Origin of the sequence: Citrobacter sp. W9 (genome assembly GCF_026719375.1) — a bacterium.
GTDB lineage: Bacteria > Pseudomonadota > Gammaproteobacteria > Enterobacterales > Enterobacteriaceae > Citrobacter > Citrobacter werkmanii.
The window spans coordinates 242347-267247 of record NZ_JAPPTE010000002.1 but is presented as its reverse complement, the minus strand read 5'-3'; the positions used below and the strand labels follow the sequence as shown (position 1 = coordinate 267247).

23 protein-coding genes are annotated in these 24901 nt (G+C 53.2%); 8 read left to right on the top strand and 15 right to left on the bottom strand.

Annotation, left to right across the window (positions count from 1 at the left end; all coding sequences use genetic code 11):
* Positions 1-20 precede the first annotated feature (20 nt).
* The 5 genes from artM to OOJ59_RS05990 form a co-directional block, all read right to left on the bottom strand.
* On the bottom strand, positions 21-689 hold the full coding sequence (gene artM, locus OOJ59_RS06010; protein WP_160956059.1) for an arginine ABC transporter permease ArtM: 669 nt from the start codon (positions 687-689) through the stop codon (positions 21-23).
* The gene (gene artQ / locus OOJ59_RS06005) at positions 689-1405 is read right to left on the bottom strand and encodes an arginine ABC transporter permease ArtQ (protein WP_038641891.1); all 717 of its coding nucleotides are present in this window, start codon (positions 1403-1405) and stop codon (positions 689-691) included. The genes artM and artQ overlap by 1 nt, the downstream gene beginning before the upstream one ends.
* Before the next feature lie 6 nt (positions 1406-1411).
* Positions 1412-2143: an arginine ABC transporter substrate-binding protein ArtI gene (gene artI, locus OOJ59_RS06000; RefSeq protein WP_003027298.1), complete on the bottom strand. Its 732-nt coding sequence runs from the start codon at positions 2141-2143 to the stop codon at positions 1412-1414.
* 16 nt (positions 2144-2159) lie between these two features.
* Positions 2160-2888 carry an arginine ABC transporter ATP-binding protein ArtP gene (gene artP, locus OOJ59_RS05995; RefSeq protein ID WP_003027295.1) on the bottom strand — a complete coding sequence of 243 codons (729 nt, stop codon included), beginning with the start codon at positions 2886-2888 and terminating at the stop codon, positions 2160-2162.
* A 227-nt stretch (positions 2889-3115) separates the two neighbouring features.
* Positions 3116-3631 (bottom strand): lipoprotein, encoded by a 516-nt coding sequence (locus tag OOJ59_RS05990; protein WP_160956060.1) that lies wholly within the window; start codon positions 3629-3631, stop codon positions 3116-3118.
* A 126-nt stretch (positions 3632-3757) separates the two neighbouring features.
* On the opposite strand from OOJ59_RS05990, the gene OOJ59_RS05985 reads away from it, so the two are divergent.
* Both OOJ59_RS05985 and OOJ59_RS05980 read left to right on the top strand, forming a co-directional pair.
* Entirely contained in the window at positions 3758-4081 is a 324-nt protein-coding gene (locus OOJ59_RS05985; RefSeq protein ID WP_001160725.1) for a heavy metal-binding domain-containing protein, read from the top strand.
* Complete coding sequence (locus OOJ59_RS05980; protein WP_085047901.1) at positions 4078-4908, top strand: N-acetylmuramoyl-L-alanine amidase; 831 nt, start codon at positions 4078-4080, stop codon at positions 4906-4908. Before OOJ59_RS05985 ends, OOJ59_RS05980 begins: the two co-directional genes overlap by 4 nt.
* Here OOJ59_RS05980 and OOJ59_RS05975 read toward each other — a convergent pair.
* The 4 genes from OOJ59_RS05975 to poxB all read right to left on the bottom strand — a co-directional run bounded on the left by OOJ59_RS05975 (position 4905) and on the right by poxB (position 10213).
* On the bottom strand, positions 4905-5918 hold the full coding sequence (locus OOJ59_RS05975) for an NAD-dependent epimerase/dehydratase family protein (RefSeq protein ID WP_038641874.1): 1014 nt from the start codon (positions 5916-5918) through the stop codon (positions 4905-4907). The genes OOJ59_RS05980 and OOJ59_RS05975 overlap by 4 nt on opposite strands.
* A gap of 97 nt (positions 5919-6015) precedes the next feature.
* Complete coding sequence (locus OOJ59_RS05970; RefSeq protein WP_121529269.1) at positions 6016-7446, bottom strand: SDR family oxidoreductase; 1431 nt, start codon at positions 7444-7446, stop codon at positions 6016-6018.
* 10 nt (positions 7447-7456) lie between these two features.
* Positions 7457-8458, bottom strand: coding sequence for a low-specificity L-threonine aldolase (gene ltaE, locus OOJ59_RS05965; RefSeq protein WP_085047903.1), 1002 nt, complete (start codon positions 8456-8458; stop codon positions 7457-7459).
* Between the two features lie 36 nt (positions 8459-8494).
* Complete coding sequence (gene poxB / locus OOJ59_RS05960; protein WP_137350826.1) at positions 8495-10213, bottom strand: ubiquinone-dependent pyruvate dehydrogenase; 1719 nt, start codon at positions 10211-10213, stop codon at positions 8495-8497.
* Between the two features lie 153 nt (positions 10214-10366).
* On the opposite strand from poxB, the gene OOJ59_RS05955 reads away from it, so the two are divergent.
* The gene (locus OOJ59_RS05955) at positions 10367-10801 is read left to right on the top strand and encodes a DoxX family protein (protein ID WP_069323473.1); all 435 of its coding nucleotides are present in this window, start codon (positions 10367-10369) and stop codon (positions 10799-10801) included.
* 67 nt (positions 10802-10868) lie between these two features.
* On the opposite strand, the gene hcr is transcribed toward OOJ59_RS05955, so the two are convergent.
* From hcr to aqpZ, 4 genes are all read right to left on the bottom strand, one after another.
* Positions 10869-11837: an NADH oxidoreductase gene (gene hcr, locus OOJ59_RS05950; RefSeq protein ID WP_069323474.1), complete on the bottom strand. Its 969-nt coding sequence runs from the start codon at positions 11835-11837 to the stop codon at positions 10869-10871.
* 10 nt (positions 11838-11847) lie between these two features.
* On the bottom strand, positions 11848-13500 hold the full coding sequence (gene hcp / locus OOJ59_RS05945; RefSeq protein ID WP_137347122.1) for a hydroxylamine reductase: 1653 nt from the start codon (positions 13498-13500) through the stop codon (positions 11848-11850).
* A 155-nt stretch (positions 13501-13655) separates the two neighbouring features.
* On the bottom strand, positions 13656-14555 hold the full coding sequence (locus OOJ59_RS05940; protein WP_087855944.1) for a lysine exporter LysO family protein: 900 nt from the start codon (positions 14553-14555) through the stop codon (positions 13656-13658).
* A gap of 142 nt (positions 14556-14697) precedes the next feature.
* Positions 14698-15393 carry an aquaporin Z gene (gene aqpZ, locus OOJ59_RS05935; protein WP_038641851.1) on the bottom strand — a complete coding sequence of 232 codons (696 nt, stop codon included), beginning with the start codon at positions 15391-15393 and terminating at the stop codon, positions 14698-14700.
* Between the two features lie 371 nt (positions 15394-15764).
* Here aqpZ and OOJ59_RS05930 point away from each other — a divergent pair, with 371 nt between their 5' ends.
* On the top strand, positions 15765-17423 hold the full coding sequence (locus tag OOJ59_RS05930; protein ID WP_137350822.1) for an ATP-dependent endonuclease: 1659 nt from the start codon (positions 15765-15767) through the stop codon (positions 17421-17423).
* Here OOJ59_RS05930 and OOJ59_RS05925 read toward each other — a convergent pair.
* Positions 17420-18367, bottom strand: a complete 948-nt coding sequence (locus OOJ59_RS05925) for a VirK/YbjX family protein (RefSeq protein ID WP_085047908.1) — start codon at positions 18365-18367, stop codon at positions 17420-17422. The genes OOJ59_RS05930 and OOJ59_RS05925 overlap by 4 nt on opposite strands.
* 159 nt (positions 18368-18526) lie before the next feature.
* Between OOJ59_RS05925 and macA the strand changes: the two genes are divergently transcribed.
* Both macA and macB read left to right on the top strand, forming a co-directional pair.
* Complete coding sequence (macA, locus tag OOJ59_RS05920) at positions 18527-19642, top strand: macrolide transporter subunit MacA (protein WP_038641845.1); 1116 nt, start codon at positions 18527-18529, stop codon at positions 19640-19642.
* On the top strand, positions 19639-21585 hold the full coding sequence (gene macB, locus OOJ59_RS05915; RefSeq protein ID WP_087855946.1) for a macrolide ABC transporter ATP-binding protein/permease MacB: 1947 nt from the start codon (positions 19639-19641) through the stop codon (positions 21583-21585). Before macA ends, macB begins: the two co-directional genes overlap by 4 nt.
* Before the next feature lie 74 nt (positions 21586-21659).
* Here macB and cspD read toward each other — a convergent pair whose 3' ends face one another.
* Positions 21660-21884: a cold shock-like protein CspD gene (gene cspD / locus OOJ59_RS05910; RefSeq protein ID WP_003036813.1), complete on the bottom strand. Its 225-nt coding sequence runs from the start codon at positions 21882-21884 to the stop codon at positions 21660-21662.
* A gap of 323 nt (positions 21885-22207) precedes the next feature.
* Here cspD and clpS point away from each other — a divergent pair, with 323 nt between their 5' ends.
* Together clpS and clpA are read left to right on the top strand one after the other, a co-directional pair.
* Complete coding sequence (gene clpS, locus OOJ59_RS05905; RefSeq protein ID WP_006683877.1) at positions 22208-22528, top strand: ATP-dependent Clp protease adapter ClpS; 321 nt, start codon at positions 22208-22210, stop codon at positions 22526-22528.
* A 30-nt stretch (positions 22529-22558) separates the two neighbouring features.
* Positions 22559-24835 carry an ATP-dependent Clp protease ATP-binding subunit ClpA gene (gene clpA, locus OOJ59_RS05900; protein WP_038641840.1) on the top strand — a complete coding sequence of 759 codons (2277 nt, stop codon included), beginning with the start codon at positions 22559-22561 and terminating at the stop codon, positions 24833-24835.
* Positions 24836-24901: the final 66 nt, after the last annotated feature.

Sequence of the window (24901 nt, the reverse complement as noted above, 5' to 3'; positions counted from 1 at the left end):
CGCTTTATGCAGTTATCGGCTTAATTCCGGTGTTCAAACGCCAGCGCTTTACGTTCGATTAAGCGCATCATCAGCGTCAGCAAACCGTTGACGATCAGGTAAATCACGCCCGCCGCGCCGAAGACCATGACGTCATAAGTGCGACCATACAGCAGTTGGCTGTAGCCCATGACTTCCATCAGCGTGATGGTGTAAGCCAGTGAGGTACTTTTAAACACCAGCACCACTTCGTTGGAATACGAGGAGAGGGCGCGTTTAAAGGCGTATGGCAACAGAATCGCCAGCGTATCCTTTTTGCTCATCCCTAATGCACCGCATGACTGCCACTGACCTTCCGGGATTGCGCGGATGGCACCGTAGAACAGCTGCGTCGTATAGGCCGCACTGTTTAACGACAGCGCAATTAAGGCGCACAGCCACGGCTCAGAGAGCAGATGCCACAGCAGCGGATACTCCTGCAGCGTCGGGAACTGTCCTGGTCCGTAGTAGATCAGGAAGATTTGCACCAGCAGCGGTGTACCGGTAAACAGCGTGATATAGGCGCGGACCAGCCAGACCAGGGCCGGCGTTTTTAGCGTCAGGATGACGGTAAAAATCAGCGCCAGCACCAGAGCAACCACGATGGAGGCGACCGTCAGCGTCAGGCTGGTATGCAGCCCTTTCAACAATTCAGGTAAATACTCAAGCATCAGCCTGGTCTCCGCTCAAAACGTGTCGCGCGCAGGTCAATGCGTTTGAGAATGTACTGACTCACCAGCGTAATCACCAGGTAAATAGCCGCCGCCACAATGTACCAGGTAAATGGCTCCTGGGTACGCGTGGCAATGCTTTTGGTTTGCAGCATCAGATCGTTCACGCTGATCAGGCTGACCAGCGCGGTATCTTTCAGCAATACCAGCCACTGGTTACCCAGTCCCGGTAAGGCATGACGCCACATTTGCGGCATCACCAGACGAAAGAAGATCGCGGCTTTAGACAAACCCAACGCCTGACCGGATTCCCATTGTCCGAGCGGCACGGCCTTCAGCGCGCCACGCAGCGTTTGCGACGCATAGGCGGCGTACAGCAAAGACAGCGCAATCACACCGCACAGGAACGGGCTGACGTCGAAGTTTTCGATCTGCATCTGTACCGGGATTTCTACAAACCCGAGATTAATCGTAAAACCATCGGCCAGCGTCAGCAGCAGTTGCGAGGAGCCGAAATAGATAAACAGAACCACCAGAATTTCTGGTAACCCGCGCAGAATGGTGACCAGCGCAGAACCTGCCCATGCCACTGGACGCCATTTTACGGACTCCCAGACGGCAAAAAACATGGCGAGCGCAAGGCCGATGATCAGCGCACAAACCGCAAGGCCGACGGTCATCCCGGCGGCGCTTGCTAACGGAAAAAATTCATTCATCAAATATTACTTCTGGAACCATTTGTTGTAGATGGTCTCGTAAGTCCCATCTTTCTTCACTTTTTCCAGTGCAGCGTTAAATTTCTGCTGCAGCTCAGTGTTGCCCTGACGCACCGCGATGCCCAGACCTGTACCGAAGTAATCTTTATCCGTCACTTTGTCGCCAACAGCGGCCAGTTTTGGATTGTCTTTCAGCCATTCGGTTACCACTGCGGTATCACCGAAGACGCCGTCAATGCGACCGTTTTGCAGATCGAGCTTGGCATTCTGGTAGCTGTCATACGGTACGGTGGTCACTTCCGGATGCTTATCCATGATGAATTTCTGGTGCGTCGTCCCGTTTTGTACGCCAACTTTTTTGCCTTTCAGCTGATCAATGCTGGTGTATTTACCCTGCTGGCCAACAAACAGCGCAGAGTTGTCGTAGTAAGGGGTGGTAAACAGGACCTGTTTTTCACGCTCAGGCGTGATGTCCATACCGGCCATCACCGCGTCAAAACGACGGAATTTCAGGCTCGGGATCAGGCTGTCGAATGCCTGATTGGTAAACGTACAGGTAGCATCGATCTCTTTACACAGCGCGTTCGCCAGATCAACGTCAAAACCGACGATCTTGTTATTCGCATCGATAGATTCAAACGGAGGATAAGACGCTTCGGTAGCGAAACGAATGGTTTGGGCTGCGGTAGCGGAAAGGCTAAAACCTGCGATTAGCGCGGCAATCAGAACTTTTTTCATTGTATTGTCCCGAATCTTAGTGAGAGAGATAGTTTTTAAATGCTTCGGTTTGCGGGTTAGCAAAGCAGCTCGCATCCCCAAACTCGACGATATGACCGTTTTCCATATACACCACACGACTGGCCGTTTTACGAGCAACTTCCACTTCGTGGGTGACGATCACCTGAGTAATGTTGGTTTCCGCCAGCTCACGAATGATGCTGACGATTTGCGCGGTAATTTCCGGATCAAGCGCGGCGGTCGGTTCATCAAACAGCAGCACCTGCGGTTCCATCATTAATGCGCGGGCAATGGCTACACGCTGCTGCTGGCCGCCGGAGAGATGCAACGGATAACGATCGCTGTAGGGCTTCAGACGCAGACGTTCGAGCAGTTTCTCGGCGCGCGCCATTGCCTGCTCTTTTGTCAGACCGAGCACACGGCAGGGCGCTTCAATCAGATTCTGTACAACCGTGAGGTGCGGCCAAAGATTATATTGCTGAAAAACCATACCCACGTTCTGGCGCAGATCGCGAATAGCTTTATCTGACGGTGTTTTCGTGAAGTCGAAACGGTTACCCGCAATAGAGAGCGTGCCCGAGCGCGGCATCTCAAGCAGGTTGAGTACACGCAGTAGCGAGCTTTTCCCGGCTCCACTAGGGCCAAGTAACACCAGTGTTTCACCCTGAGGGCAATCCAGCGTGATATCGAACAGCGCCTGATGTGCGCCGTAGAAGCAGTTAATGCCGTTTAATTGAATACTCATTGACACTCGTATGCTGGCAGTCTGATAGCTATTGAAGCCGCAGATACTACCTTTGACAGAATAGTTATGCAATATTTATGCGTTAAAAGTTAAATGCAAACCGCATTCTTATCTAAACATAGCACAAAATAGCGGGGCCACCAGCGAGCAAGAATAATTGTCGGCATTCTATGCAGAATGCCGGACAATTTATGGGGGTTATGATGCGGGCGGGTGAATGGGTGCGACTAGCGGTTTTCCACAGACTGGCGCAGCGTCCCGGCTGGCGCGTGTACGCTGCCGCCCAGATAGCGGACGTCGTCTACTACCCAGCACTGGCCTTCGCGGATCATCAGCACTTCGTCACGCCAGCTTTGGTCACCCTGTTTCAGCTCTACGCGCAGCGGAATGTTGCGTGCATCACTATTCGGAATAGTCGATGCGCTGGCGACGCTGGCGCTATCCGGTAACGTCGTGCGACTGGAGAACGGATCGCTGTTAAACAGATCGCGATGCGCGTTATCACGGCTGGCATCGGTCAGCAGTTTAGCCAGATTGTCGCTGAGGTATGGACGAAGGGGGGTAATGTCATTGTTTCGATGCTGAATACGGTAATCATAGAATTGTTGAGCCACGCTGTCTGGCCCGCCTTCTACGCATGCACCGCTCCGCGTGCCGTTATCTTTATAGGCCGGAGTCACGGTAGTACAGGCGCTGAGAAGTAGTGCACATGGAACCAGCAGTGAGAGTTTCGAGTAGCGCATAATGATTTCCTTATTAGCTTTCTACTATTAGTGTTCTACGTTGATAGAATATATCCTTTCAATGATAGTGGATCGGTTCGATAATGCTTTTGAGATCGTGCTCTTAGCGCAAAAAGGAGATTAATCATGCAGTTTTCAACTACCCCAACGCTTGAAGGGCAGAGCATCGTGGAATACTGCGGTGTGGTGACGGGCGAAGCGATTTTAGGCGCGAATATCTTCCGCGATTTCTTCGCCGGCATTCGCGATATTGTCGGCGGCCGCTCCGGCGCGTATGAAAAAGAGTTGCGTAAAGCGCGCGAAATTGCTTTTCAGGAGCTGGGTGAGCAGGCGAAAGCGCTGGGTGCTGATGCGGTCGTCGGTATCGACATTGATTACGAAACCGTGGGTAAAGATGGCAGCATGTTGATGGTGAGCGTCAGCGGTACTGCGGTGAAAACTCGCCGATGAAGCGTCTGTTGTGGCTGCTGGCATTGACGCTGCTGCTGGCGGGCTGTGCTGGCGAAAAAGGGATTGTCGATAAAGACGGATATCAGTTGGATACCCGCCGTCAGGCGCAGGCCGCTTACCCGCGCATTAAAGTGCTGGTTATCCATTACACGGCCGATGATTTTGACGCTTCACTGGCTACGCTGACCGATAAAAACGTCAGTTCGCACTATCTGATCCCAGCTGTGCCGCCGCTTTATCACGGCAAGCCGCGTATCTGGCAACTGGTGCCGGAAAACGATCTGGCCTGGCATGCCGGGATTAGCTTCTGGCGCGGCGCGACGCGGATTAACGATACCTCGATTGGCATTGAGCTGGAAAACCGCGGCTGGCAAAAATCGGCGGGAACGAAATATTTTGCCCCGTTTGAGCCAGCGCAGATTCAGGCGTTGATCCCACTGGCGAAGGACATTATTGCTCGCTACGACATCAAGCCGCAAAACGTGGTGGCTCATGCGGACGTCGCACCGCAGCGTAAGGACGATCCTGGCCCATTGTTTCCATGGAAACAGCTGGCTGCACAGGGAATCGGCGCATGGCCTGATGCTCAGCGCGTGGCGTTTTATCTCAACGGGAGAGCGCCGTCTACACCGGTAGACACTGCATCGTTACTCGATCTGCTGTCGCGCTATGGTTATGAGGTGAAACCCGAAATGACGCCGCGTGAACAGCAGCGAGTGATTATGGCATTCCAGATGCACTTCCGCCCGACGTTGTGGAACGGCGTGGCGGATGCAGAAACGCAGGCGATTGCGGAGGCCTTGCTGGAGAAATACGGGCAGGGTTAACGCGGAAGCTTACCGTGGTCGCGCAGCCAGGCCGCGGTACGCTCAATCCCTTCATCCAGCGTGACGATGGGCTGGTAACCTAACTCTTCCTGAGCGCGGGTGGTATCCAGCGTAAAGTCAAAATTCAGCTTCGAGACGCCGTAGTGCGTAAGCTTTGGCTCTTTCGCCGATTTATTGCCCAGACGCTCCATGCTGCGAGCAATCATGTCCAGCATCGGGTAGGGCACCGAGCGGATTCGGCAATCAATATTCAACTCGTCGATCAGCTTCTGCACGATACTGCGCAGCGTTCGATGCTCGCCGTTAGTAATGTTGTATGCGCGGCCTGACGGCAGGTTATCGCAAGCTTCCTGGCTTACCAGCCACATTGCGTGTACCGCGTTCTCATAATAGGTCATATCCACCAACGCACTTCCACCGTGCGGCAACAGGATGCTGCCGTAGTGGTACATCATGTGGGCCAGACGGGGGATAAAAACTTTATCGTGAGGTCCGAACAGACTTTGTGGACGCAATACCGTGAAGCGGGTCTGCGGGTTAGCCTGCGCGAGCAGCGCAATCACATCTTCACCAGCCGCTTTACTGCGGGCGAATTCATTGGCGAAGCGATGTGGTCGGAAGTCCTCTTTGATATCCCGATGATGGTGATAGTCAAAATAGAGTGACGGAGAGGAGATATGGATAAAGTTACGTACGCCCCAGGCAACGGCCCATTCGCCCAGACGGCGGGTAGCACGAACGTTGGCCAGATCGAAGGCTTCCTGCGTTCCCCACGGCGAGGTAAAACTGGAGCAGTGCCACAGCGTGTCGATACCTGCGAGCATGACCTTTGCCTGCGAAGAGACCAGTTCGGTCAAATCCGCATGCACAAATTCTGCGCCCATTTTCTCCAGCAGCTTGCCCATCGCTTCGTTGCGACCGGTGGCTCTGACGCTGACGCCTTTGCTGCATAGAAACTCAACCGCATTTCGGCCCAAGCCGCTGGTGGCTCCGGTAACCAGTACCTTCATATCAATCCACTGTGTTTAAAAAACGTCGTGCGCATTCTTCCGTGAAATACGCCTGTATGCAATGGGAAACGTGAAAGAATACAGTCTCTTTTTGTCATTAGTCTGTGATTTGTTCTGCAAGTTTGGCGATACGCTTTGCCATCCCTCTGAAAATGAACAGATGAGCCGGGATCATCAACAACCAGTAGAAGAGACCGGGCATGCCGTGCGGATGCCACCAGGCGCGTACATCAATGCGCCGATGATCGCCTTTATCTTCCAGTGTAAAGCTTAAACGGCCTAATCCCGGCGCTTTCATGCCAAACAGCAGTGTGAGCTGTTTTTCTGGCTCAACGATGATCACTTTCCAGCTATCCACGGCATCGCCAACCTGCAACAACGGGTTTTCCGGGCGGCCTTTTGCCAGCTTATGGCCGACCAGCAGGTCCAGCGCGGCGCGCGTCTTCCACAAAAAATTGCCAAAGAAATAGCCCTCTTTCCCGCCGAGTCGGTTCACCACCTGCCACAGCGCTTTCAGACTGGCGGAGGTGTCGACGCTAAAGCCAGCCTGTTTGGCAAAATAGCCATATTCGGGACGCCAGCGGGCGAATGCCTGAGCGTCATACCCCCAGTCGCTGGAGTTAACCAGCTTCTCTTCTTCTTTCAGCGTGCTGCGCACTGCGTCATCAAAGGCGATCAGCTTTTGCGGGATCAGCGCGCGTAGCTCAGCGTCGTCGGCCAGCAGGTCATGCTTTAAGCCTTGTATCAGCGCCTTTGCCGTAGTGGGCGGTACCGACGTAATAACATTCAAAAACCACACCGAAATCCAACTGGTCGGAAACGGGATAGGGATCAACAAGCGGTGTTTGCCGCTGACGGCCATGAAATGCTCGAACTGTTCCTGATAGCTTAATATCTGTGGCCCTGCGGCTTCGAGTACGCGGTGATGGCTTGTGGGATGGTCCAACAGCGCCACCAGATAGTACATCAAATTTTCCAGCGCGATGGGCGTGGTACGCGAACGTACCCAGCGCGGAGGCGTAAGTACCGGCAGGTTGTAGACCATATCGCGCATCACTTCAAAAGCGGCGGAACCCGCCCCGACGATAATGCCTGCCCGTAATTCGGTCATCGGCACGCCTGCTTCGCGCAGGATGTCTGCGGTTATCTGCCGCGCACGCAGATGATCGGATTGTTCATGTCGCGGAGCCTGTAATGAGCTCAGGAAAATAAGCTGTTTGACGGGGATGCTACGTAGCGCATCACGCACGTTCATCGCGACCTGGCGCTCATGAGCGATAAAATCACCGCCTTCACCCATGCCATGGACCAGGTAATAAACCGTATCAACATCCGTCAGCAGCGGCGTCAGGTTATCAGGCCAGGTTAAGTCGACTTTGTGGCAACTGACGTTGGCCAGTTGCAGTTTTTCCAGCCGTTCAATCCGGCGTGCCGCAGCCAGTACCTGGTGCCCTTGCTGACTGAGCGCCTGTACCAGATGCTGACCAATGTAGCCACTGGCGCCAAGAACCAAAATCCGTTGCGGCACGCCTATCTCCTTAGCGAGTTAAAAAAGCGCGCCAGTGGGCGGCGACTTCAGCAAGTTGTTCACGCGATACGTCCAGATGCATCACCAGGCGTACAATCGGGGAGGCGTTAATCAGTACCCCTTGCGCCTTCATGTACTCGCCCAGCGCAGCAGCGTGTTCTTCGCCAACGCGGACAAACAGCATATTGGTATCGTGACGCATGACATCTGCGCCTGCTTCGCGCAGTTGTTCCGCCATCCAGGCCGCGTTGTCATGGTCTTCCTGTAAACGCGCCACGTTATTTTTCAACGCATACAGTCCGGCCGCCGCCAGAATCCCGGCCTGACGCATTCCGCCTCCGGTCATTTTACGCCAGCGGATGGCGCGTTTAATGTAGTCGTGACTACCGACCAGCAGTGAGCCTACCGGCGTTCCCAGACCTTTGGAGAGACAAATGGTGAACGAGTCGCAGTATTGCGCGATCTCTTTCAGCTCACAACCGTAAGCGACGACGGCGTTAAAAATACGCGCGCCATCAACGTGCAGGGCCAGATTGCGCTCACGAGTGAATTCCCAGGCATCTTTCAGATACTCGCGTGGCAGCACTTTGCCGTTGTGGGTGTTTTCCAGACTAAGCAGGCGTGTGCGGGCAAAATGGATATCGTCCGCTTTGATTTTTGCCGCCACTTTGTCCAGCGGTAAAGTGCCATCCGGCGCGGCGTCGATAGGCTGCGGCTGAATGCTGCCGAGCACCGCTGCGCCGCCCGCTTCGTAGAGATAGTTATGTGCGCCCTGGCCTGCAATATATTCTTCGCCGCGCTGGCAGTGGCTGAGCAGCGCAACCAGGTTCGCCTGAGTGCCGGTAGGTAAGAAAATAGCGGCTTCTTTGCCGGAAAGCTCTGCAGCGTATTGCTGGAGAGCGTTAACGGTAGGGTCATCTCCGTATACGTCGTCCCCGACCGGTGCGGCCATCATCTCTTCCAGCATGGCGCGACTCGGCCGGGTTACGGTATCACTGCGTAAGTCAATCACGGGCATTCCTTTTTTAGTGAGGTAATGCCCTCTGTTTTACCTGAGCCAGTTCGTTTTCGCCAGTTCGATCACTTCATCACCGCGTCCACTGATGATTGCGCGCAACATATACAGGCTAAAACCTTTTGCTTGTTCGAGTTTGATCTGCGGCGGGATGGCTAACTCTTCTTTCGCCACCACCACGTCGACCAGCACCGGACCGTCAATCGACATCGCCCTTTGCAGCGCTTCATCGACCTCTGAGGATTTCTCCACACGAATGCCCGTAATGCCGCAGGCTTCGGCAATCCGCGCGAAGTTTGTGTCGTGCAGCTCCGTGCCGTCGGTCAGATAACCGCCAGCCTTCATCTCCATCGCCACAAATCCCAGCACGCTGTTGTTGAAGACGATAATCTTCACCGGCAGCTTCATCTGGACAACCGACAGAAAATCGCCCATCAGCATGCTAAAACCGCCGTCACCGCACATGGCGATGACCTGGCGTCCCGGTTCGGTCGCTTGGGCGCCGAGCGCCTGTGGCATAGCGTTCGCCATCGACCCGTGGTTAAACGACCCGAGAAGGCGGCGTTTGCCGTTCATTTTCAGATAGCGTGCCGCCCAAACCGTCGGGGTACCAACATCGCAGGTAAAGATCGCGTCGTCAGCGGCAAAATGGCTGATCTGCTGCGCCAGATACTGCGGATGAATGGCTTTATCGCTCGGTTTGGCTAAATCATCCAGACCCTTGCGCGCCTCACGATAGTGCTCCAGCGCTTTGTCCAAAAACTTCCGCTCGGTTTTTTCCTCCACCAGCGGCAGCAGGGCGCGGAGAGTGGATTTAATATCGCCCACCAACGCCATATCAACTTTACTGTGCGCGCCGATGCTCGCCGGATTGATATCAATCTGAATAATTTTGGCGTCGGTCGGATAGAACGGGCGATAGGGGAACTGGGTGCCGAGCAGGATCAGCGTGTCGGCATTCATCATGGTGTGGAATCCGGATGAAAAGCCAATCAGCCCGGTCATACCGACGTCATACGGGTTATCGTATTCGACGTGTTCTTTACCCCGCAGGGCATGAACAATCGGCGCTTTGATTTTTGCCGCAAACTCAACCAGTTCTTGATGCGCGCCGGCACAGCCGCTGCCGCACATCAGGGCGATATTGCTGGAATAACGCAGCAGTTGCGCCAGTTTTCTGAGTTCTTCTTCTTCCGGGGTGACGACCGGGAGTGGCGCATGATACCAGTGCGTGCTGGCGCTTTCCGGCGCGGGCTTCAGCGCGACGTCGCCGGGTAATACCACGACTGAGACGCCACGATTTAATACGGCTTTACGCATGGCAATGGCGAGTACCTGCGGGATCTGTTCAGGGCTGGAAACCAGCTCGCAATAGTGGCTACATTCGCGGAACAACTCTTGCGGGTGGGTCTCCTGAAAATAACCGCTGCCGATCTCACTGGAAGGGATATGTGCGGCAATCGCCAGGACCGGAACATGGTTGCGGTGGCAATCAAACAGCCCATTGATCAGGTGCAGGTTCCCTGGTCCACATGAACCGGCACAGACGGCCAGTTCGCCGGTTAGCTGCGCCTCTGCGCCAGCGGCGAAGGCGGCAACTTCTTCATGACGGGTCGGCATCCAGTCAATCGTTCCCATACGATTAAGACTGTCACTAAGACCATTTAATGAGTCGCCCGTCACGCCCCAAATGCGTTTAACGCCAGCTTGTTCGAGGGTTTTAGCAATAAAAGCGGCAACCGTTTGTTTCATGGTTTTCCATCTCCTTTAATGTGATACCGGTTACAAGTTTAGATGAAGATGATAGTTATGCTTCTCATTTCCCCCTTATTTTCGGCAGCTTACCTTTTGAGCAGATAACGCGTAGTTTGATATCTGGCATGGTGAAACAAGGAATGAATTCAAATGGTTACTAAACTATTAAATGCAGTGAACCGAACGCTGACTCATGAAGACTTTGGCAAGTTTCTGTTACGCATCGCCGTTGGTGGACTGATGCTGTTTCATGGCTTACATAAATTGTTCTCCGGTATTGATGGCATCAGCGGCATGCTGATAGCGAAAGGTTTTCCGGGCTTTATTGCTTACGGCGTTCTGTTGGGGGAGGTCGTTGCGCCTTGCCTGATTATCCTGGGGATCCTGACCCGTCCGGCGGCGTTGGGGCTGGCGTTTACGATGGTGGTGGCGTGGCTGATGGTCGGGATGGGCGAAACCTGGTCACTGGACAAAACCGGCGCATGGGCGATTGAGAGTCTGGTGTACTTCTTGCTCGGCGCGCTGGCTGTCGCGTTTTTAGGGGCGGGGCGTTTCTCGGTGGCAGGAAATTCGGCCTGGCGGTAAAAAAAGGCCGGATATGGCGTAAACGCATTATCCGGCCTGGAGCAGCTACGAAGGGGTATTTTACAGATTAAGCGAGTACTAAATCGCTCTGCGGATGACAGGAGCAGGCCAGTACATAGCCTTCGGCTATTTCTGCATCCGTCAGCGTCATGGTGCTGCTGACCGTGTAGTTACCGTCAACCACTTTGGTTTTGCAGCAGCCGCAAACGCCCGCACGACATGCGGCAACGACCGGCACTTTATTGCTTTCCAGCGCGTCCAGCAGCGTACTGCCCACCGGCGCGTAAAACTCTTTCGCCGGTTGCAACTTGGTGAACTTCAGACCGCTGGTGGCGGCCTCGGCAACTGGCGTGAAGAACTGCTCTTTAAAGAAGCGCGTCACGCCCAGTGCTTTGACTTCTTTCTCGACCAGATCCATATACGGCGCCGGGCCGCAGGTCATCACGGTACGAGAGACCAGATCCGGCACGCTTTTCAGCAGATCGGTCGTCAGTCGGCCAGAAACAAAACCGTGGGTGGCATTGTTTTCAGCGACTAGCGTCACCGGATAGTCACGCCATTCGTCGGCAAAAATAACATCTTGCGGTGAACGAACGTTAAAGATCACCTGCACATCGGCCTGTGGGCGGTACTTTGCCAACCAGCGACGCATTGACATGATTGGCGTCACGCCGCAACCGGCAGCCAGCATCAGGAACTTATCTTCCGCCTTATCTTCACAGGTAAATTCACCCATGGCATCGGACAGCCAGATATAGTCGCCGCGCTTCACGTCACGGGTCAGCCACTGTGAACCTGCGCCATCGTCAATCCGGCGAACGGTCAGCGTAATGTACTCGCTTACTCCCGGGGTAGATGAAATGGTGTAAGCACGCAGCGTCTGGGCTGAGTTACGTACGCTGACCAGTGCATACTGCCCGGCGCGGTACGGATAATAGTCGTGGCACAGCAACGAAATCGTCCATACATCCGGCGTTTCCTGATGGATGTGATGCACCTGCATCCGCCATGGGCACTGATGAGTTGGCATTGTCATTCTTTACTCCTTACGCGCTCAGTAACTGCTTCATGTCTTCTTCAACGGTGGTGACGGAACGCAGGCCGAATTTCTCGTTGAGCACAGCCAGCAGATCCGGCGTGAAGAAACCAGGCGCTGTTGGGCCAGTGACGATGTTTTTCACACCCAGCGACAGCAGGGTCAGCAGAATCACAATCGCTTTCTGTTCAAACCAGGAGAGCACCAGAGACAGCGGCAGGTCGTTGACGCCGCAGCCCAGTTTCTCCGCCAGAGTGACCGCCAGGATGATGGCAGAGTAAGCATCGTTACACTGACCGGCATCGACCAGACGCGGCAGGCCTTCGATATCGCCGAACTCCAGTTTGTTGAAACGGTATTTACCGCACGCCAGGGTCAGGATCAGGCAATCGTCCGGGACACTGGTGGCGAAGTCGGTGAAGTAGTTACGTTCGCCGCGCGCGCCGTCGCAGCCGCCGACCAGGAAGATATGACGCAGTTTTTCACGGCTGACCAGGTCGATCAGCGTATCAGCAGCGCCCAGCAGCGTCTGACGACCGAAACCTACGGTTATCAGGTGCGGGATTTCGCTGTACGGGAAGCCTGCCATCTGTTGTGCCTGAGCGATGACCGGACCGAAGTTGTCGCCTTCGAGGTGGCTCACACCCGGCCAGCCGACGATGCTACGGGTCCAGATACGGTCGTCGTACGCGCCCACGGTTGGGTCGATGATGCAGTTAGAGGTCATCACGATTGGGCCAGGGAAGCGAGCGAACTCAACCTGCTGGTTCTGCCAGCCGCTGCCATAGTTACCAATCAGATGTTTGAACTTGCGCAGTTCCGGGTAGCCGTGTGCCGGCAGCATTTCGCCGTGGGTATAGACATTAACGCCGGTACCTTCGGTCTGCTCCAGCAGGTTGTAGAGATCTTTCAGGTCGTGACCGGAGATCAGGATGCATTTACCAACGGTGGCTTTTACATTGACCTGAGTCGGCGTCGGGTGACCGTATTTAGTGGTTTCACCGGCGTCCAGGATGCTCATCACTTTGAAGTTCATCTGGCCGATTTCCATAGAACACTCCAGCAAAGCGTTCATGTCGGCAGGCCAGGTACCCAGCCACGCCATAATTTTGTGGTACTGGGCGTAGATGTCGTTGTCGTACTGGCCGAGAACGTGCGCGTGTTCCATATAGGCCGCGGCACCTTTCAGACCGTACAGGCACAGCAGGCGCAGGCCGAGAATGTTCTCGCCGATGGCCGCTTTGTCTTTGTTCGGGGTAAATTCAGCCGCCTGACGTTGCAGGTCGCCCAGATCGTCGCTGACCAGTTGCAGGTCGGCCATCGGGTTGTCGACCGCTGCGTTCGCATCGATGTTCAGACATTGCGCTTTCAGCGCGTCGCGCATGGCAATCGCTTCACGGGCATAGCCAACAATACGCGGGGAGTCGAAGTTAACGTTGGTCAGCGTGGAGAAGAACGCGCGCGGTGCGAAGTTATCAACGTCATGGTCGATGATGCCATATTCACGCGCTTTAACAGCCCATGCAGACAGACCTTGTAGGGAAGCAATCAGCAGATCCTGCAAATCGGAGGTTTCAGCCGTTTTACCGCACATACCCTGCGCGTAAGAGCAGCCGTTCCCTGCCGGAGTACGGATGGTTTGTTCACATTGCACACAAAACATGGTCACACCTTTTAAAGTTATATTTAATATACATGTTTAAGGTTATGCCTGTGCGCGCAGGGATAAAAGGGATTTCTGCTACAACTTGCAAGGAGATTGATTTAGCGCAATTTTGGCGGTAGCCAACTACCGCCAGAGAGGTATTTGTTTAAGGGTCAGGCGGAGAAAAATGCCATCAACAGAGGGACTAACAGACTCAGGATAAAACCGTGCACGATGGCTGCCGGAACCATTTCCAGTCCACCGCTGCGTTGTAAAACCGGCAGGGTGAAATCCATCGATGTGGCCCCGCATAGCCCCAACGCGGTAGAGCGACTGCGGCCCACCATGCCGGGAATCAACATGATGGCAATCAGTTCACGCGCCAGGTCATTAAAGAAGGCGGCACTCCCAATCACCGGCCCGAACGATTCGGTTAACAGAATACCGGACAGCGAATACCAGCCAAAACCTGACGCCATCGCCATCGCGGTTTTGACTGGCAGGCCGAGGATAAACGCATTAATAACCCCTGCCAGCATCGAACTGGCGACGACGACGGCGGCAACAATCATGCCCCGGCGATTCAGCACGATTTGCTTGAGGGTCATACCGCTGTTGCGAAGCTGAATCCCCACCAAGAACAGTAAAAAGATTAACGTATATTCGCTGGCTTCGGTGGCGTGCTGCAAAAAGGAAAGACCGGTGAGACCTAGCAGGAAGCCCACCACGACAACCCCGCAAAGCTGGAGCGACTCAAACGCCATCGCGATCCGCGACGGTAGTTTCTCTTGCTGATGGTTATGCCGCCAGGGCAGTGAACGCTCCAGCCAGAACAGCGCGGCGATATTACACAGCAAAATAACCGTCACGCTGACAGCAGAATAATGAAGTATGGCTAACAGGTTGCTGGCGAGATTATCCAGAAACGCCAGGCTGATGCCCATAAAAAAGAGAATAAGGTAGACGATCCAGCTCAACAGGCGATTGATGAGTTTTAGTGCGCCCATGTGCCGAAGTGGAATAAGGTAGCCCACAATAAGGGGAACCAGAATGATTAACAGCCCTGAAAACATGAAAACCCGATCCTTGCTGAGATGTAAGACGAAATGCGCAAGCACACACTACTCAATGCAAAGAGGGGAGTAAAGTTGCAAATAAAAGGAAATATAGCGAGGAAAAAAAGGCCTGACTTTCGCCAGGCCTTTTTGTTAATGATTAATCGCGTTTTTCCAACAGAGTGCGGTAAATAAGACCGCCGAGAACCCCACCGATAATTGGCATGACCCAGAAGAACCACAATTGTTGCAATGCCCAGCCGCCCTGGAAAATGGCAACTGCGGTACTACGTGCCGGGTTTACGGAGGTATTAGTGACTGGAATGCTGATCAAGTGGATCAGTGTTAACGCCAGACCGATTGCAATAGGGGCAAAACCTGCCGGAGCATGTTTGTCGGTCGCGCCGTGGATCACTAATAAGAAACCAGCGGTCAGAATAATTTCAATTACAACAGCAGAAAGCATGGAATAACCGCCAGGTGAATGATCACCAAAGCCGTTCGAAGCAAAACCGCTGGCGGTTGCATCAAAACCTGCTTTACCGCTGGCAATTAGATACAGAGCCGCAGCTGCAACAATACCGCCCACAACCTGCGCAATAACATATCCAATAACGTCTTTCGCCGGGAAGCGACCGCCAGCCCATAAACCGAAGGTTACTGCCGGGTTAAAATGTCCACCTGAAATATGGCCCACGGCAAAGGCCATAGTTAATACGGTCAGACCAAATGCCAATGCGACACCGGTGAATCCAATTCCCAATTCCGGGAATGCTGCGGCCAGTACTGCGCTACCGCACCCACCAAAGACGAGCCAAAACGTACCGAAGAATTCGGCTGCTAATTTCCTGAACATAACCACCTCAATTAAAAGTTCCGGGTTCGTGTTCCTTGCCCGGTAATTCATCGCTTAAAGGGACGATGATGAAAGAGCGGGTATTTTAGAAAAAAACATCATCCCTTCGCCAGTTAAATTGATGAAAAAATTTGATTTAAGGCAATATGTCGTGATTCCTTTTTGAATATTGGATGAATGAAGCATAGTTCAATTAGCTAAAAATGATGATTGAGCTCAGAAATTATAATCACAGGAAAACATAAGAAGAATATTCTTAATTTTTTTGATTTCTGCGATTAACCTCCTGATGATATCGGGTGCCCTGAGCGCTCGGTTAACGTTATACTCCTGATAACTTGAAGGAAAAAGTTAGCATTTCCGGAGGCTATATGATTCTCGAACGCGTTGAGATTGTTGGATTTCGTGGTATTAACCGCCTGTCGTTGATGCTTGAGCAGAGTAACGTGCTGATTGGGGAGAACGCGTGGGGTAAGTCCAGTCTGCTGGATGCTTTAACCTTGCTGCTGTCACCGGAATCTGATTTGTACCACTTTAACCGCGATGATTTTTGGTTCCCGCCGGGGGATATACAGGGCCGGGAACATCATTTGCACATTATCCTGACGTTTCGTGAATCTCAGCCGGGTCGTCATCGGGTTCGTCGCTACCGTCCTCTGGAAGCCTGCTGGACGCCGTGCCACGATAGCTATCACCGTATATTCTATCGTCTGGAGGGCGAGTGCGCGGATGATGGGAGCGTCCTGACGCTACGTAGTTTTCTTGATAGTGATGGTCATCCGCTAAATCTCGACGACATTAACGATCTGGCGCGGCATCTCGTGCGTCTGATGCCTGTGTTGCGTCTGCGTGACGCGCGTTTTATGCGGCGCATTCGTAACGGTACGGTGCCGGATTCGGCGGATGTTGAAGTGACCGCTCGCCAGCTGGATTTTCTGGCGCGTGAACTGGCTACCCGACCACAAAACCTGACCGATGGGCAGATTCGTCAGGGGCTGTCGGCTATGGTGCAGCTATTAGAGCACTATTTTTCTGAGCAGGGTTCTGGTCAGTCCCGCTATCGCCTGATGCGTCGCCGCTCCAATAACGAACAACGTAGCTGGCGCTATCTGGATATCATTAACCGCATGATTGATAAACCTGGCGGACGAACGCATCGCGTTATCCTGTTGGGACTGTTCTCGACGCTGTTGCAGGCCAAAGGCACGTTAAGGCTGGATAAAGATGCCCGGCCTTTATTGCTGATAGAAGACCCGGAAACGCGTTTACATCCCATCATGTTGTCGGTTGCCTGGCACCTGCTGAATCTACTTCCTCTCCAGCGGGTGGCGACCACCAACTCCGGTGAGTTGCTGTCTCTCACGCCGGTGGAACACGTTGTCCGTCTGGTGCGTGAGTCATCCCGCGTCGCCGCCTGGCGACTGGGGCCGGGTGGGATCAGCGCGGAGGACGGTCGGCGTATTGCTTTCCATATTCGTTTCAATCGCGCATCTTCACTGTTTGCCCGCTGCTGGCTGCTGGTGGAAGGCGAAACGGAAACCTGGGTCATTAACGAGCTGGCCCGCCAGTGCGGACACCACTTTGATGCGGAAGGCATTAAAGTCATCGAATTCGCTCAGTCAGGCCTCAAACCACTGGTTAAGTTTGCCCGCCGGATGGGAATTGAATGGCACGTGTTGGTCGATGGCGATGAAGCGGGGAAAAAGTATGCCGCCACGGTGCGCGGTTTATTGAATAACGACAGAGAGGAGGAGCGCGATCATTTAACCATGCTCCCCGCGCTGGATATGGAACACTTTATGTATCGTCAGGGGTTCGCCGATGTCTTTCATCGCGTCGCGCAGATTCCGGAAAACGTGCCAATGAATATGCGCAAAATTATCTCCAAGGCGATTCATCGTTCGTCAAAACCGGATCTGGCGATCGAGGTGGCGATGGAAGCAGGGCGGCGTGGTGTAGACGCCGTTCCCACTTTGTTGCGGAAAATGTTTTCCCGCGTGCTGTGGCTGGCACGCGGCAGAGCGGATTAGTGGCGAAACATCGACGACAGCTGCGCGTGGATGCTGTCCAGTAGCTGATAGCGACGGCGGTATTCTGCGCGTTTTTTACTGGCAATCTCCGCTTCGCTTTTTCGTGCCAGCGCACGCGGAATATGATAGTACCCGCGGCTGTCGCACTCGCCGCCAAGCGACGCCCAAAATGCGTTGTAGTCGGAAAGAATCACTTTGTTTTTATCGTTGTAACGCGGACTGCGAAAGATATGCTGCTCGTTACTGACAGCCATTACCTTTTCGATATTCAATTGTTCCGCTAAACGACAAATGGCTTCCATAACAAGGCGTTTGGGGAATATTCCGTGACAGGATTTGGTCGCTTTTTGTGTTGCTTCGTGCGGAAGTTGTGAATTGCCCTGCATGCCGCCGATAAATAATGTACTTTTCCCATTATATTCGCAGAACGTAAATGTCATTTTAGTCAGTTCGTCACCATCGCCATTTCGCACCAGAATGGTACTTTCACCCTCTTTATCCAGTACCGGAAACATCATCATGGTCACGGTAAATATCTCGTTATCTTTGCCTGCAATTTGCGCCAACTGTAAGCCGTCATGACTTAATAAAGCGTTAAATTCACCAGGTAAAAATGCATGGCGGATAACATGATAATGAAAACGCACCGCATCTAATCGCATTCTGGGATCGAAGTTGGCGGCAAGGTAAGGACGATGCAGACGAACGGGCAGTCGGGGTTGACGGGCGAGCAGGTCTTCAAGCTCGGGCCACTGCGCCAGTTCAGTCATCCATTCCTGGGTAAGGCGAGGTATCAGCAATGAACGCCAGATAAACTTACGCCGAAAGCTCCGTTTATCCCAACACTGTGCAGGCCGTAATTGACCGCGGCTCAGGCTGTAAAAAAGACTCAAGCTGGTGATGGGTTTGCTGGAAAGAAAAGCGCTTTCAGTTAGTTGACTCATAATATAAATCCGATTGATACCCTGGCATTAATTTCAGCACAGCGGATCTTAACCATTCATCAATAACTCTGTTATTCTTGCGCTTTTCAACGGCTATTTATTTAACGTTGACGTTTAACACTCCACTCTGATGGACGTATTGGGGGAATTGGGACATTTATGAAGCTCAAGGGAAAAATCAAAAAACGCTATTTTATCTTCGCTATCATCCTTATTGTGGCGATAATTGCACTATGGCGAACGCTTAATGCGCCTTTACCTCAGTATCAAACGTTAATTGTTCGTCCAGGCGATCTTCAGCAAAGCGTACTGGCAACCGGGAAACTGGATGCGCTGCGTAAAGTTGACGTCGGGGCGCAGGTCAGTGGGCAGTTAAAAACGCTGTCGGTCGCGATTGGCGATAAAGTAAAAAAAGATCAACTGCTTGGCGTTATCGATCCTGAACAGGCGCAAAACCAGATCAAAGAGGTTGAAGCGACGCTGATGGAATTACGCGCTCAGCGTTTACAGGCTGAAGCCGAGTGGAAGCTGGCGCGGGTGACGCTTTCCCGTCAGCAACAGTTGGCGAAAACCCAGGCGGTTTCACAACAGGATCTCGATACCGCGGCTACCGAGATGGCGGTCAAACAGGCGCAAATCGGCACCATTGATGCACAGATTAAACGTAATCAAGCCTCTCTTGATACAGCAAAGACCAACCTTGATTACACCCGCATTGTGGCGCCGATGGCGGGTGAGGTTACGCAAATAACCACCCTGCAAGGACAAACCGTTATTGCCGCCCAGCAGGCACCTAACATTCTGACGTTAGCAGACATGAGTACCATGCTGGTGAAAGCGCAGGTTTCCGAGGCGGATGTTATTCACCTGCATCCCGGACAAAAAGCCTGGTTCACCGTCCTGGGCGATCCGCAGACGCGCTACGAAGGTACGCTGAAAGATGTCCTGCCGACGCCGGAAAAAGTGAATGATGCGATTTTCTACTATGCCCGCTTTGAAGTGCCTAACCCGAAAGGGATCCTGCGTCTGGATATGACTGCACAGGTCCATATCCAGCTCACGGATGTCAAAAATGTCCTAACTATCCCGCTGTCGGCGCTGGGCGATCCTATTGGCAATAATCGCTATAACGTCAGGCTGCTGCGTAACGGCGAAACCCGCGAGCGTGAGGTGGTGATCGGCGCGCGCAATGACACCGATGTGGAGATTGTGAAGGGGCTGGAAGAGGGAGATGAAGTCATTACCGGCGAGGGCAATCCAGGAGCGGCGAAATGACGGCATTGCTTGAGCTGAGCAATATCCGCCGCAGTTACCCGTCAGGCGAAGGGCAGGTCGAGGTGTTAAAGGACGTTTCCTTGAGCATTCAGGCCGGTGAAATGGTGGCGATTGTCGGCGCGTCTGGCTCGGGTAAATCGACGCTGATGAACATTCTCGGTTGTCTTGATAAGCCTACCAGCGGCACGTATCGGGTGGCCGGGCGCGATGTCTCCACCCTCGATAGCGATGCGTTAGCGCAACTGCGACGCGAGCATTTCGGTTTTATCTTCCAGCGTTATCATTTGCTGTCGCATTTAACCGCCGCGCAAAACGTTGAGGTGCCAGCGGTCTATGCCGGGACTGAACGTAAGCAACGTCTGGCTCGTGCGCAGGAATTACTCCAGCGGCTGGGGCTGGGCGACAGGGTTGACTATCAGCCTTCCCAGCTTTCCGGTGGTCAGCAGCAGCGGGTCAGTATTGCGCGTGCGTTGATGAACGGTGGGCAGGTTATTCTTGCCGACGAACCCACCGGCGCGTTGGATAGCCATTCTGGCGAAGAGGTGATGGCGATTTTGCATCAACTTCGCGATCGCGGACATACGGTAATTATCGTTACGCACGACAGCCAGGTCGCCGCGCAGGCCGAGCGCGTCATTGAAATTCGCGACGGAGAGATCGTACGTAATCCGCCGCCGCACAAATCTTCTGGCGGACGCGAAATCTCCGAATCAACAGTGAAAACAGTATCCGGCTGGAGTCAGTTTATCAGCGGTTTTCGCGAAGCGCTCACCATGGCCTGGCTGGCAATGGCTGCGAATAAGATGCGTACGCTGCTGACCATGCTGGGGATTATCATCGGTATTGCTTCGGTGGTTTCAATTGTGGTGGTGGGGGATGCGGCAAAACAGCTGGTGCTGGCAGACATTCGCGCTATCGGTACCAATACCATTGATATCTATCCCGGCAAAGATTTCGGCGATGACGATCCGCAGTATCAACAGGCGCTGAAATATGACGATTTAACCGCGCTGCAGAAACAGCCCTGGGTAAGTTCGGTGACGCCTGCGGTGTCGAAGAACCTGCGGTTACGCTACGGTAATATTGACGTGGCAGCCAGTGCGAACGGCGTTAGCGGCGACTATTTCAACGTCTATGGCATGACGTTTAGCGAAGGCACCACCTTTAACGCTGAGCAACTGGCTGGCCGGGCGCAGGTGGTGGTGCTTGACAGTAATACCCGACGTCAGTTGTTCCCCAACAAAGCGAAGGTGGTGGGCGAGGTCATTTTGGTGGGAAATATGCCTGCTACGGTGATTGGCGTTGCAGAGGAGAAACAGTCGATGTTCGGCAGTAGTAAGATCCTGCGGGTCTGGCTGCCTTACAGCACCATGTCCGGGCGAATCATGGGGCAATCGTGGCTGAACTCAATCACCGTGCGAGTGAAGGACGGTTTTGATAGCGCTCAGGCTGAGCAGCAACTTACCCGTCTGTTGTCGTTACGCCATGGGAAGAAAGATTTCTTTACCTGGAATATGGACGGTGTCTTGAAAACCGCCGAAAAGACCACACGTACATTACAACTCTTCCTGACGCTGGTGGCGGTCATTTCGCTGGTGGTAGGTGGAATCGGCGTGATGAATATTATGCTGGTTTCGGTAACCGAACGAACGCGCGAGATTGGCATTCGTATGGCGGTTGGCGCGCGCGCCAGTGATGTGCTGCAACAGTTCCTCATTGAAGCGGTGCTGGTATGTCTGGTTGGCGGCGCGTTGGGCATCACGTTGTCGATGCTGATCGCCTTTACGCTACAGTTATTCCTGCCCGGCTGGGAAATTGGCTTCTCACCCGTTGCGCTGCTCACGGCATTTCTGTGCTCAACCGCTACCGGAATTTTGTTTGGCTGGTTACCGGCGCGTAATGCAGCGCGGCTTGATCCGGTAGATGCGTTGGCGCGGGAATAATGTTACAGAGATAAAAATGCCAGCCGCAAGGGCTGGCATTTTGACTGCGGGATGTACACAATGAAACAGAAGGGTTAAGCGACGGCTTCTGCTTCAATGACAGGCACGATGACACTGGCATGATTGCCTTTTGGCCCCTGGTGGACATCAAACTGGACAGACTGTCCGGCTTTTAGCGTTCTGTAACCATCCATCTGAATGGTGGAGTAATGGGCGAAAATGTCTTCGCCGCCGCCTTCGGGGCAGATGAAACCAAACCCTTTGGCGTTGTTGAACCACTTAACAGTACCCGTTTCCATACTTCGACATCCTTCGTAGATCTTATATAAGTAAGATGGAATGAACCGGTTGCGGAGTGGGGGCTGTTCAAAACCTCGCCAACTCTCGAAACTACAATTTAGAGAAATCAGGCGGGGCGTCAAGCGTCAGACGGATGGAATAGGGTAAAAATGCATCAAAATTTGAAGCAGTTAACGCTATTGTCGGTTCTGTGACAGATGTCGCGGATGACACTAATAGATGATAGTTATCTAATACTTGAGGTAGATTGAGTGTGTGCATAGGCTGCTTGTCAGCGGCAACATTTTCTGCCGGAAACCGTAACTGAAGATGACGACTGACAATGAGTAAGACGAACGACTGGCTGGATTTCGATCTGCTGGCGGAAGACAAATTGCGCGACGCGCTAAAACCGCCATCTATGTATAAAGTGATATTAATCAATGATGATTACACTCCGATGGAGTTTGTTATTGACGTGTTACAAAAATTCTTTTCTTATGATGTAGAACGTGCAACGCAACTGATGCTTGCAGTTCACTATCAAGGTAAAGCTATCTGCGGCGTATTCACTGCCGAAGTGGCTGAAACCAAAGTCGCGATGGTGAACAAATATGCAAGGGAGAACGAGCATCCGTTGCTGTGTACGCTGGAAAAAGCCTGAATGCAGGCATAAATATTGGGGGAGGTGCCTATGCTCAATCAAGAACTGGAACTCAGTTTAAACATGGCTTTCGCCAGAGCGCGCGAGCACCGACATGAGTTTATGACCGTCGAGCACTTGTTACTGGCGTTGCTCAGTAACCCATCGGCCCGCGAAGCGCTGGAAGCGTGTTCTGTGGATTTGGTGGCGCTCCGTCAGGAACTCGAAGCCTTCATTGAACAAACCACACCCGTATTGCCTGCCAGTGAAGAAGAGCGCGACACGCAGCCAACGTTGAGTTTTCAGCGTGTACTGCAACGCGCGGTCTTTCATGTTCAGTCCTCCGGGCGCAATGAAGTTACCGGCGCAAATGTTCTGGTAGCTATCTTTAGCGAGCAGGAATCTCAGGCGGCCTATCTGCTGCGTAAGCATGAAGTGAGTCGTCTGGACGTGGTGAATTTTATTTCTCATGGCACGCGCAAAGACGAACCAAGTCAGTCTTCTGACTCCGGGAATCAGCCAAATAACGAAGAGCAAGCTGGCGGGGAGGACCGTATGGAGAACTTCACGACTAACCTTAACCAGCTTGCCCGTGTGGGTGGAATTGATCCGCTCATTGGCCGGGAAAAAGAGCTGGAGCGCGCCATTCAGGTACTCTGCCGCCGTAGAAAAAACAACCCGCTGTTGGTGGGTGAATCTGGCGTCGGTAAAACCGCGATTGCCGAAGGCCTTGCCTGGCGTATTGTTCAGGGCGACGTGCCGGAAGTTATGGCGGACTGCACCCTTTACTCTCTGGATATCGGGTCGCTGCTGGCGGGCACCAAATACCGCGGCGATTTTGAAAAACGCTTTAAGGCGCTGCTGAAACAGCTGGAACAGGATACCAACAGCATCCTGTTTATTGATGAGATCCACACCATTATCGGTGCGGGTGCGGCATCGGGTGGCCAGGTGGATGCGGCGAACTTAATCAAGCCTCTGCTCTCCAGCGGTAAAATCCGTGTGATAGGCTCCACGACCTATCAGGAATTCAGCAATATTTTTGAGAAGGACCGGGCGTTAGCGCGCCGTTTCCAGAAAATTGATATCACTGAGCCGTCGGTAGAAGAGACCGTGCAGATTATCAACGGTCTGAAACCGAAATACGAAGCGCACCATGACGTTCGTTACACCGCGAAAGCAGTGCGTGCCGCGGTCGAACTGGCGGTGAAATACATCAACGATCGTCATCTGCCGGATAAAGCCATTGATGTGATCGATGAAGCGGGGGCACGTGCGCGTCTGTTACCGGTCAGCAAACGCAAGAAAACCGTTAACGTTGCCGATATTGAGTCCGTGGTGGCCCGCATCGCGCGTATCCCGGAGAAGAGCGTGTCGCAGAGCGATCGTGATACGCTGAAAAATCTGGGTAACCGTCTGAAAATGCTGGTATTCGGACAAGATAAAGCCATTGAGGCGCTGACTGAAGCGATCAAAATGAGCCGTGCCGGTCTCGGCCATGAGCATAAACCTGTCGGTTCATTCCTGTTTGCCGGACCGACTGGCGTTGGTAAGACCGAAGTCACGGTGCAGCTGTCCAAAGCGCTCGGCATTGAGCTGCTGCGTTTTGATATGTCCGAGTATATGGAACGTCACACCGTCAGTCGTCTGATTGGTGCGCCTCCGGGATATGTCGGTTATGACCAGGGCGGTTTGCTGACCGACGCGGTCATTAAACACCCGCATGCGGTCCTGCTGTTGGATGAAATCGAAAAAGCGCACCCGGATGTCTTTAACCTGCTGCTGCAGGTAATGGATAACGGTACGCTGACCGACAATAATGGCCGTAAGGCGGACTTCCGTAATGTGGTGCTGGTCATGACCACCAACGCCGGGGTACGTGAGACCGAGCGTAAATCGATTGGGCTTATTCATCAGGACAACAGCACTGATGCGATGGGCGAAATCAAAAAAGTGTTTACGCCGGAGTTCCGTAACCGTCTCGACAATATTATCTGGTTCGACCATCTCTCTACCGAGGTGATTCATCAGGTTGTTGATAAGTTTATTGTCGAGTTGCAGGTACAGCTGGATCAGAAAGGCGTCTCGCTGGAAGTAAGCCAGGAAGCACGTAACTGGCTGGCTGAGAAAGGCTATGACCGCGCGATGGGCGCACGTCCAATGACGCGTGTTGTTCAGGACAACCTGAAAAAACCATTGGCCAACGAACTGCTGTTTGGTTCGCTGGTGGACGGTGGTCAGGTAACCGTTGAGTTGGATAAAGAGAAAAATGAGCTGACCTATGGTTTCCAGAGTGCGCAAAAGCACAAGCCAGAAGCCGCACATTAAGTTCTAATCACTAATGAGCCGGGCGTAATGCCCGGTTTTTTTTCGTCTGAAGACGACTTACCGTGG

What these genes read in the sequence shown, in the direction of transcription:
- artM (WP_160956059.1), bottom strand. Translation starts at nt 689, where the DNA reads ATGCTTGAGTATTTACCTGAATTGTTGAAAGGGCTGCATACCAGCCTG.
- artQ (WP_038641891.1), bottom strand. Translation starts at nt 1,405, where the DNA reads ATGAATGAATTTTTTCCGTTAGCAAGCGCCGCCGGGATGACCGTCGGC.
- artI (WP_003027298.1), bottom strand. Translation starts at nt 2,143, where the DNA reads ATGAAAAAAGTTCTGATTGCCGCGCTAATCGCAGGTTTTAGCCTTTCC.
- artP (WP_003027295.1), bottom strand. Translation starts at nt 2,888, where the DNA reads ATGAGTATTCAATTAAACGGCATTAACTGCTTCTACGGCGCACATCAG.
- OOJ59_RS05990 (WP_160956060.1), bottom strand. Translation starts at nt 3,631, where the DNA reads ATGCGCTACTCGAAACTCTCACTGCTGGTTCCATGTGCACTACTTCTC.
- OOJ59_RS05985 (WP_001160725.1), top strand. Translation starts at nt 3,758, where the DNA reads ATGCAGTTTTCAACTACCCCAACGCTTGAAGGGCAGAGCATCGTGGAA.
- OOJ59_RS05980 (WP_085047901.1), top strand. Translation starts at nt 4,078, where the DNA reads ATGAAGCGTCTGTTGTGGCTGCTGGCATTGACGCTGCTGCTGGCGGGC.
- OOJ59_RS05975 (WP_038641874.1), bottom strand. Translation starts at nt 5,918, where the DNA reads ATGAAGGTACTGGTTACCGGAGCCACCAGCGGCTTGGGCCGAAATGCG.
- poxB (WP_137350826.1), bottom strand. Translation starts at nt 10,213, where the DNA reads ATGAAACAAACGGTTGCCGCTTTTATTGCTAAAACCCTCGAACAAGCT.
- OOJ59_RS05955 (WP_069323473.1), top strand. Translation starts at nt 10,367, where the DNA reads ATGGTTACTAAACTATTAAATGCAGTGAACCGAACGCTGACTCATGAA.
- hcr (WP_069323474.1), bottom strand. Translation starts at nt 11,837, where the DNA reads ATGACAATGCCAACTCATCAGTGCCCATGGCGGATGCAGGTGCATCAC.
- hcp (WP_137347122.1), bottom strand. Translation starts at nt 13,500, where the DNA reads ATGTTTTGTGTGCAATGTGAACAAACCATCCGTACTCCGGCAGGGAAC.
- OOJ59_RS05940 (WP_087855944.1), bottom strand. Translation starts at nt 14,555, where the DNA reads ATGTTTTCAGGGCTGTTAATCATTCTGGTTCCCCTTATTGTGGGCTAC.
- aqpZ (WP_038641851.1), bottom strand. Translation starts at nt 15,393, where the DNA reads ATGTTCAGGAAATTAGCAGCCGAATTCTTCGGTACGTTTTGGCTCGTC.
- OOJ59_RS05930 (WP_137350822.1), top strand. Translation starts at nt 15,765, where the DNA reads ATGATTCTCGAACGCGTTGAGATTGTTGGATTTCGTGGTATTAACCGC.
- OOJ59_RS05925 (WP_085047908.1), bottom strand. Translation starts at nt 18,367, where the DNA reads ATGAGTCAACTAACTGAAAGCGCTTTTCTTTCCAGCAAACCCATCACC.
- macA (WP_038641845.1), top strand. Translation starts at nt 18,527, where the DNA reads ATGAAGCTCAAGGGAAAAATCAAAAAACGCTATTTTATCTTCGCTATC.
- macB (WP_087855946.1), top strand. Translation starts at nt 19,639, where the DNA reads ATGACGGCATTGCTTGAGCTGAGCAATATCCGCCGCAGTTACCCGTCA.
- cspD (WP_003036813.1), bottom strand. Translation starts at nt 21,884, where the DNA reads ATGGAAACGGGTACTGTTAAGTGGTTCAACAACGCCAAAGGGTTTGGT.
- clpS (WP_006683877.1), top strand. Translation starts at nt 22,208, where the DNA reads ATGAGTAAGACGAACGACTGGCTGGATTTCGATCTGCTGGCGGAAGAC.
- clpA (WP_038641840.1), top strand. Translation starts at nt 22,559, where the DNA reads ATGCTCAATCAAGAACTGGAACTCAGTTTAAACATGGCTTTCGCCAGA.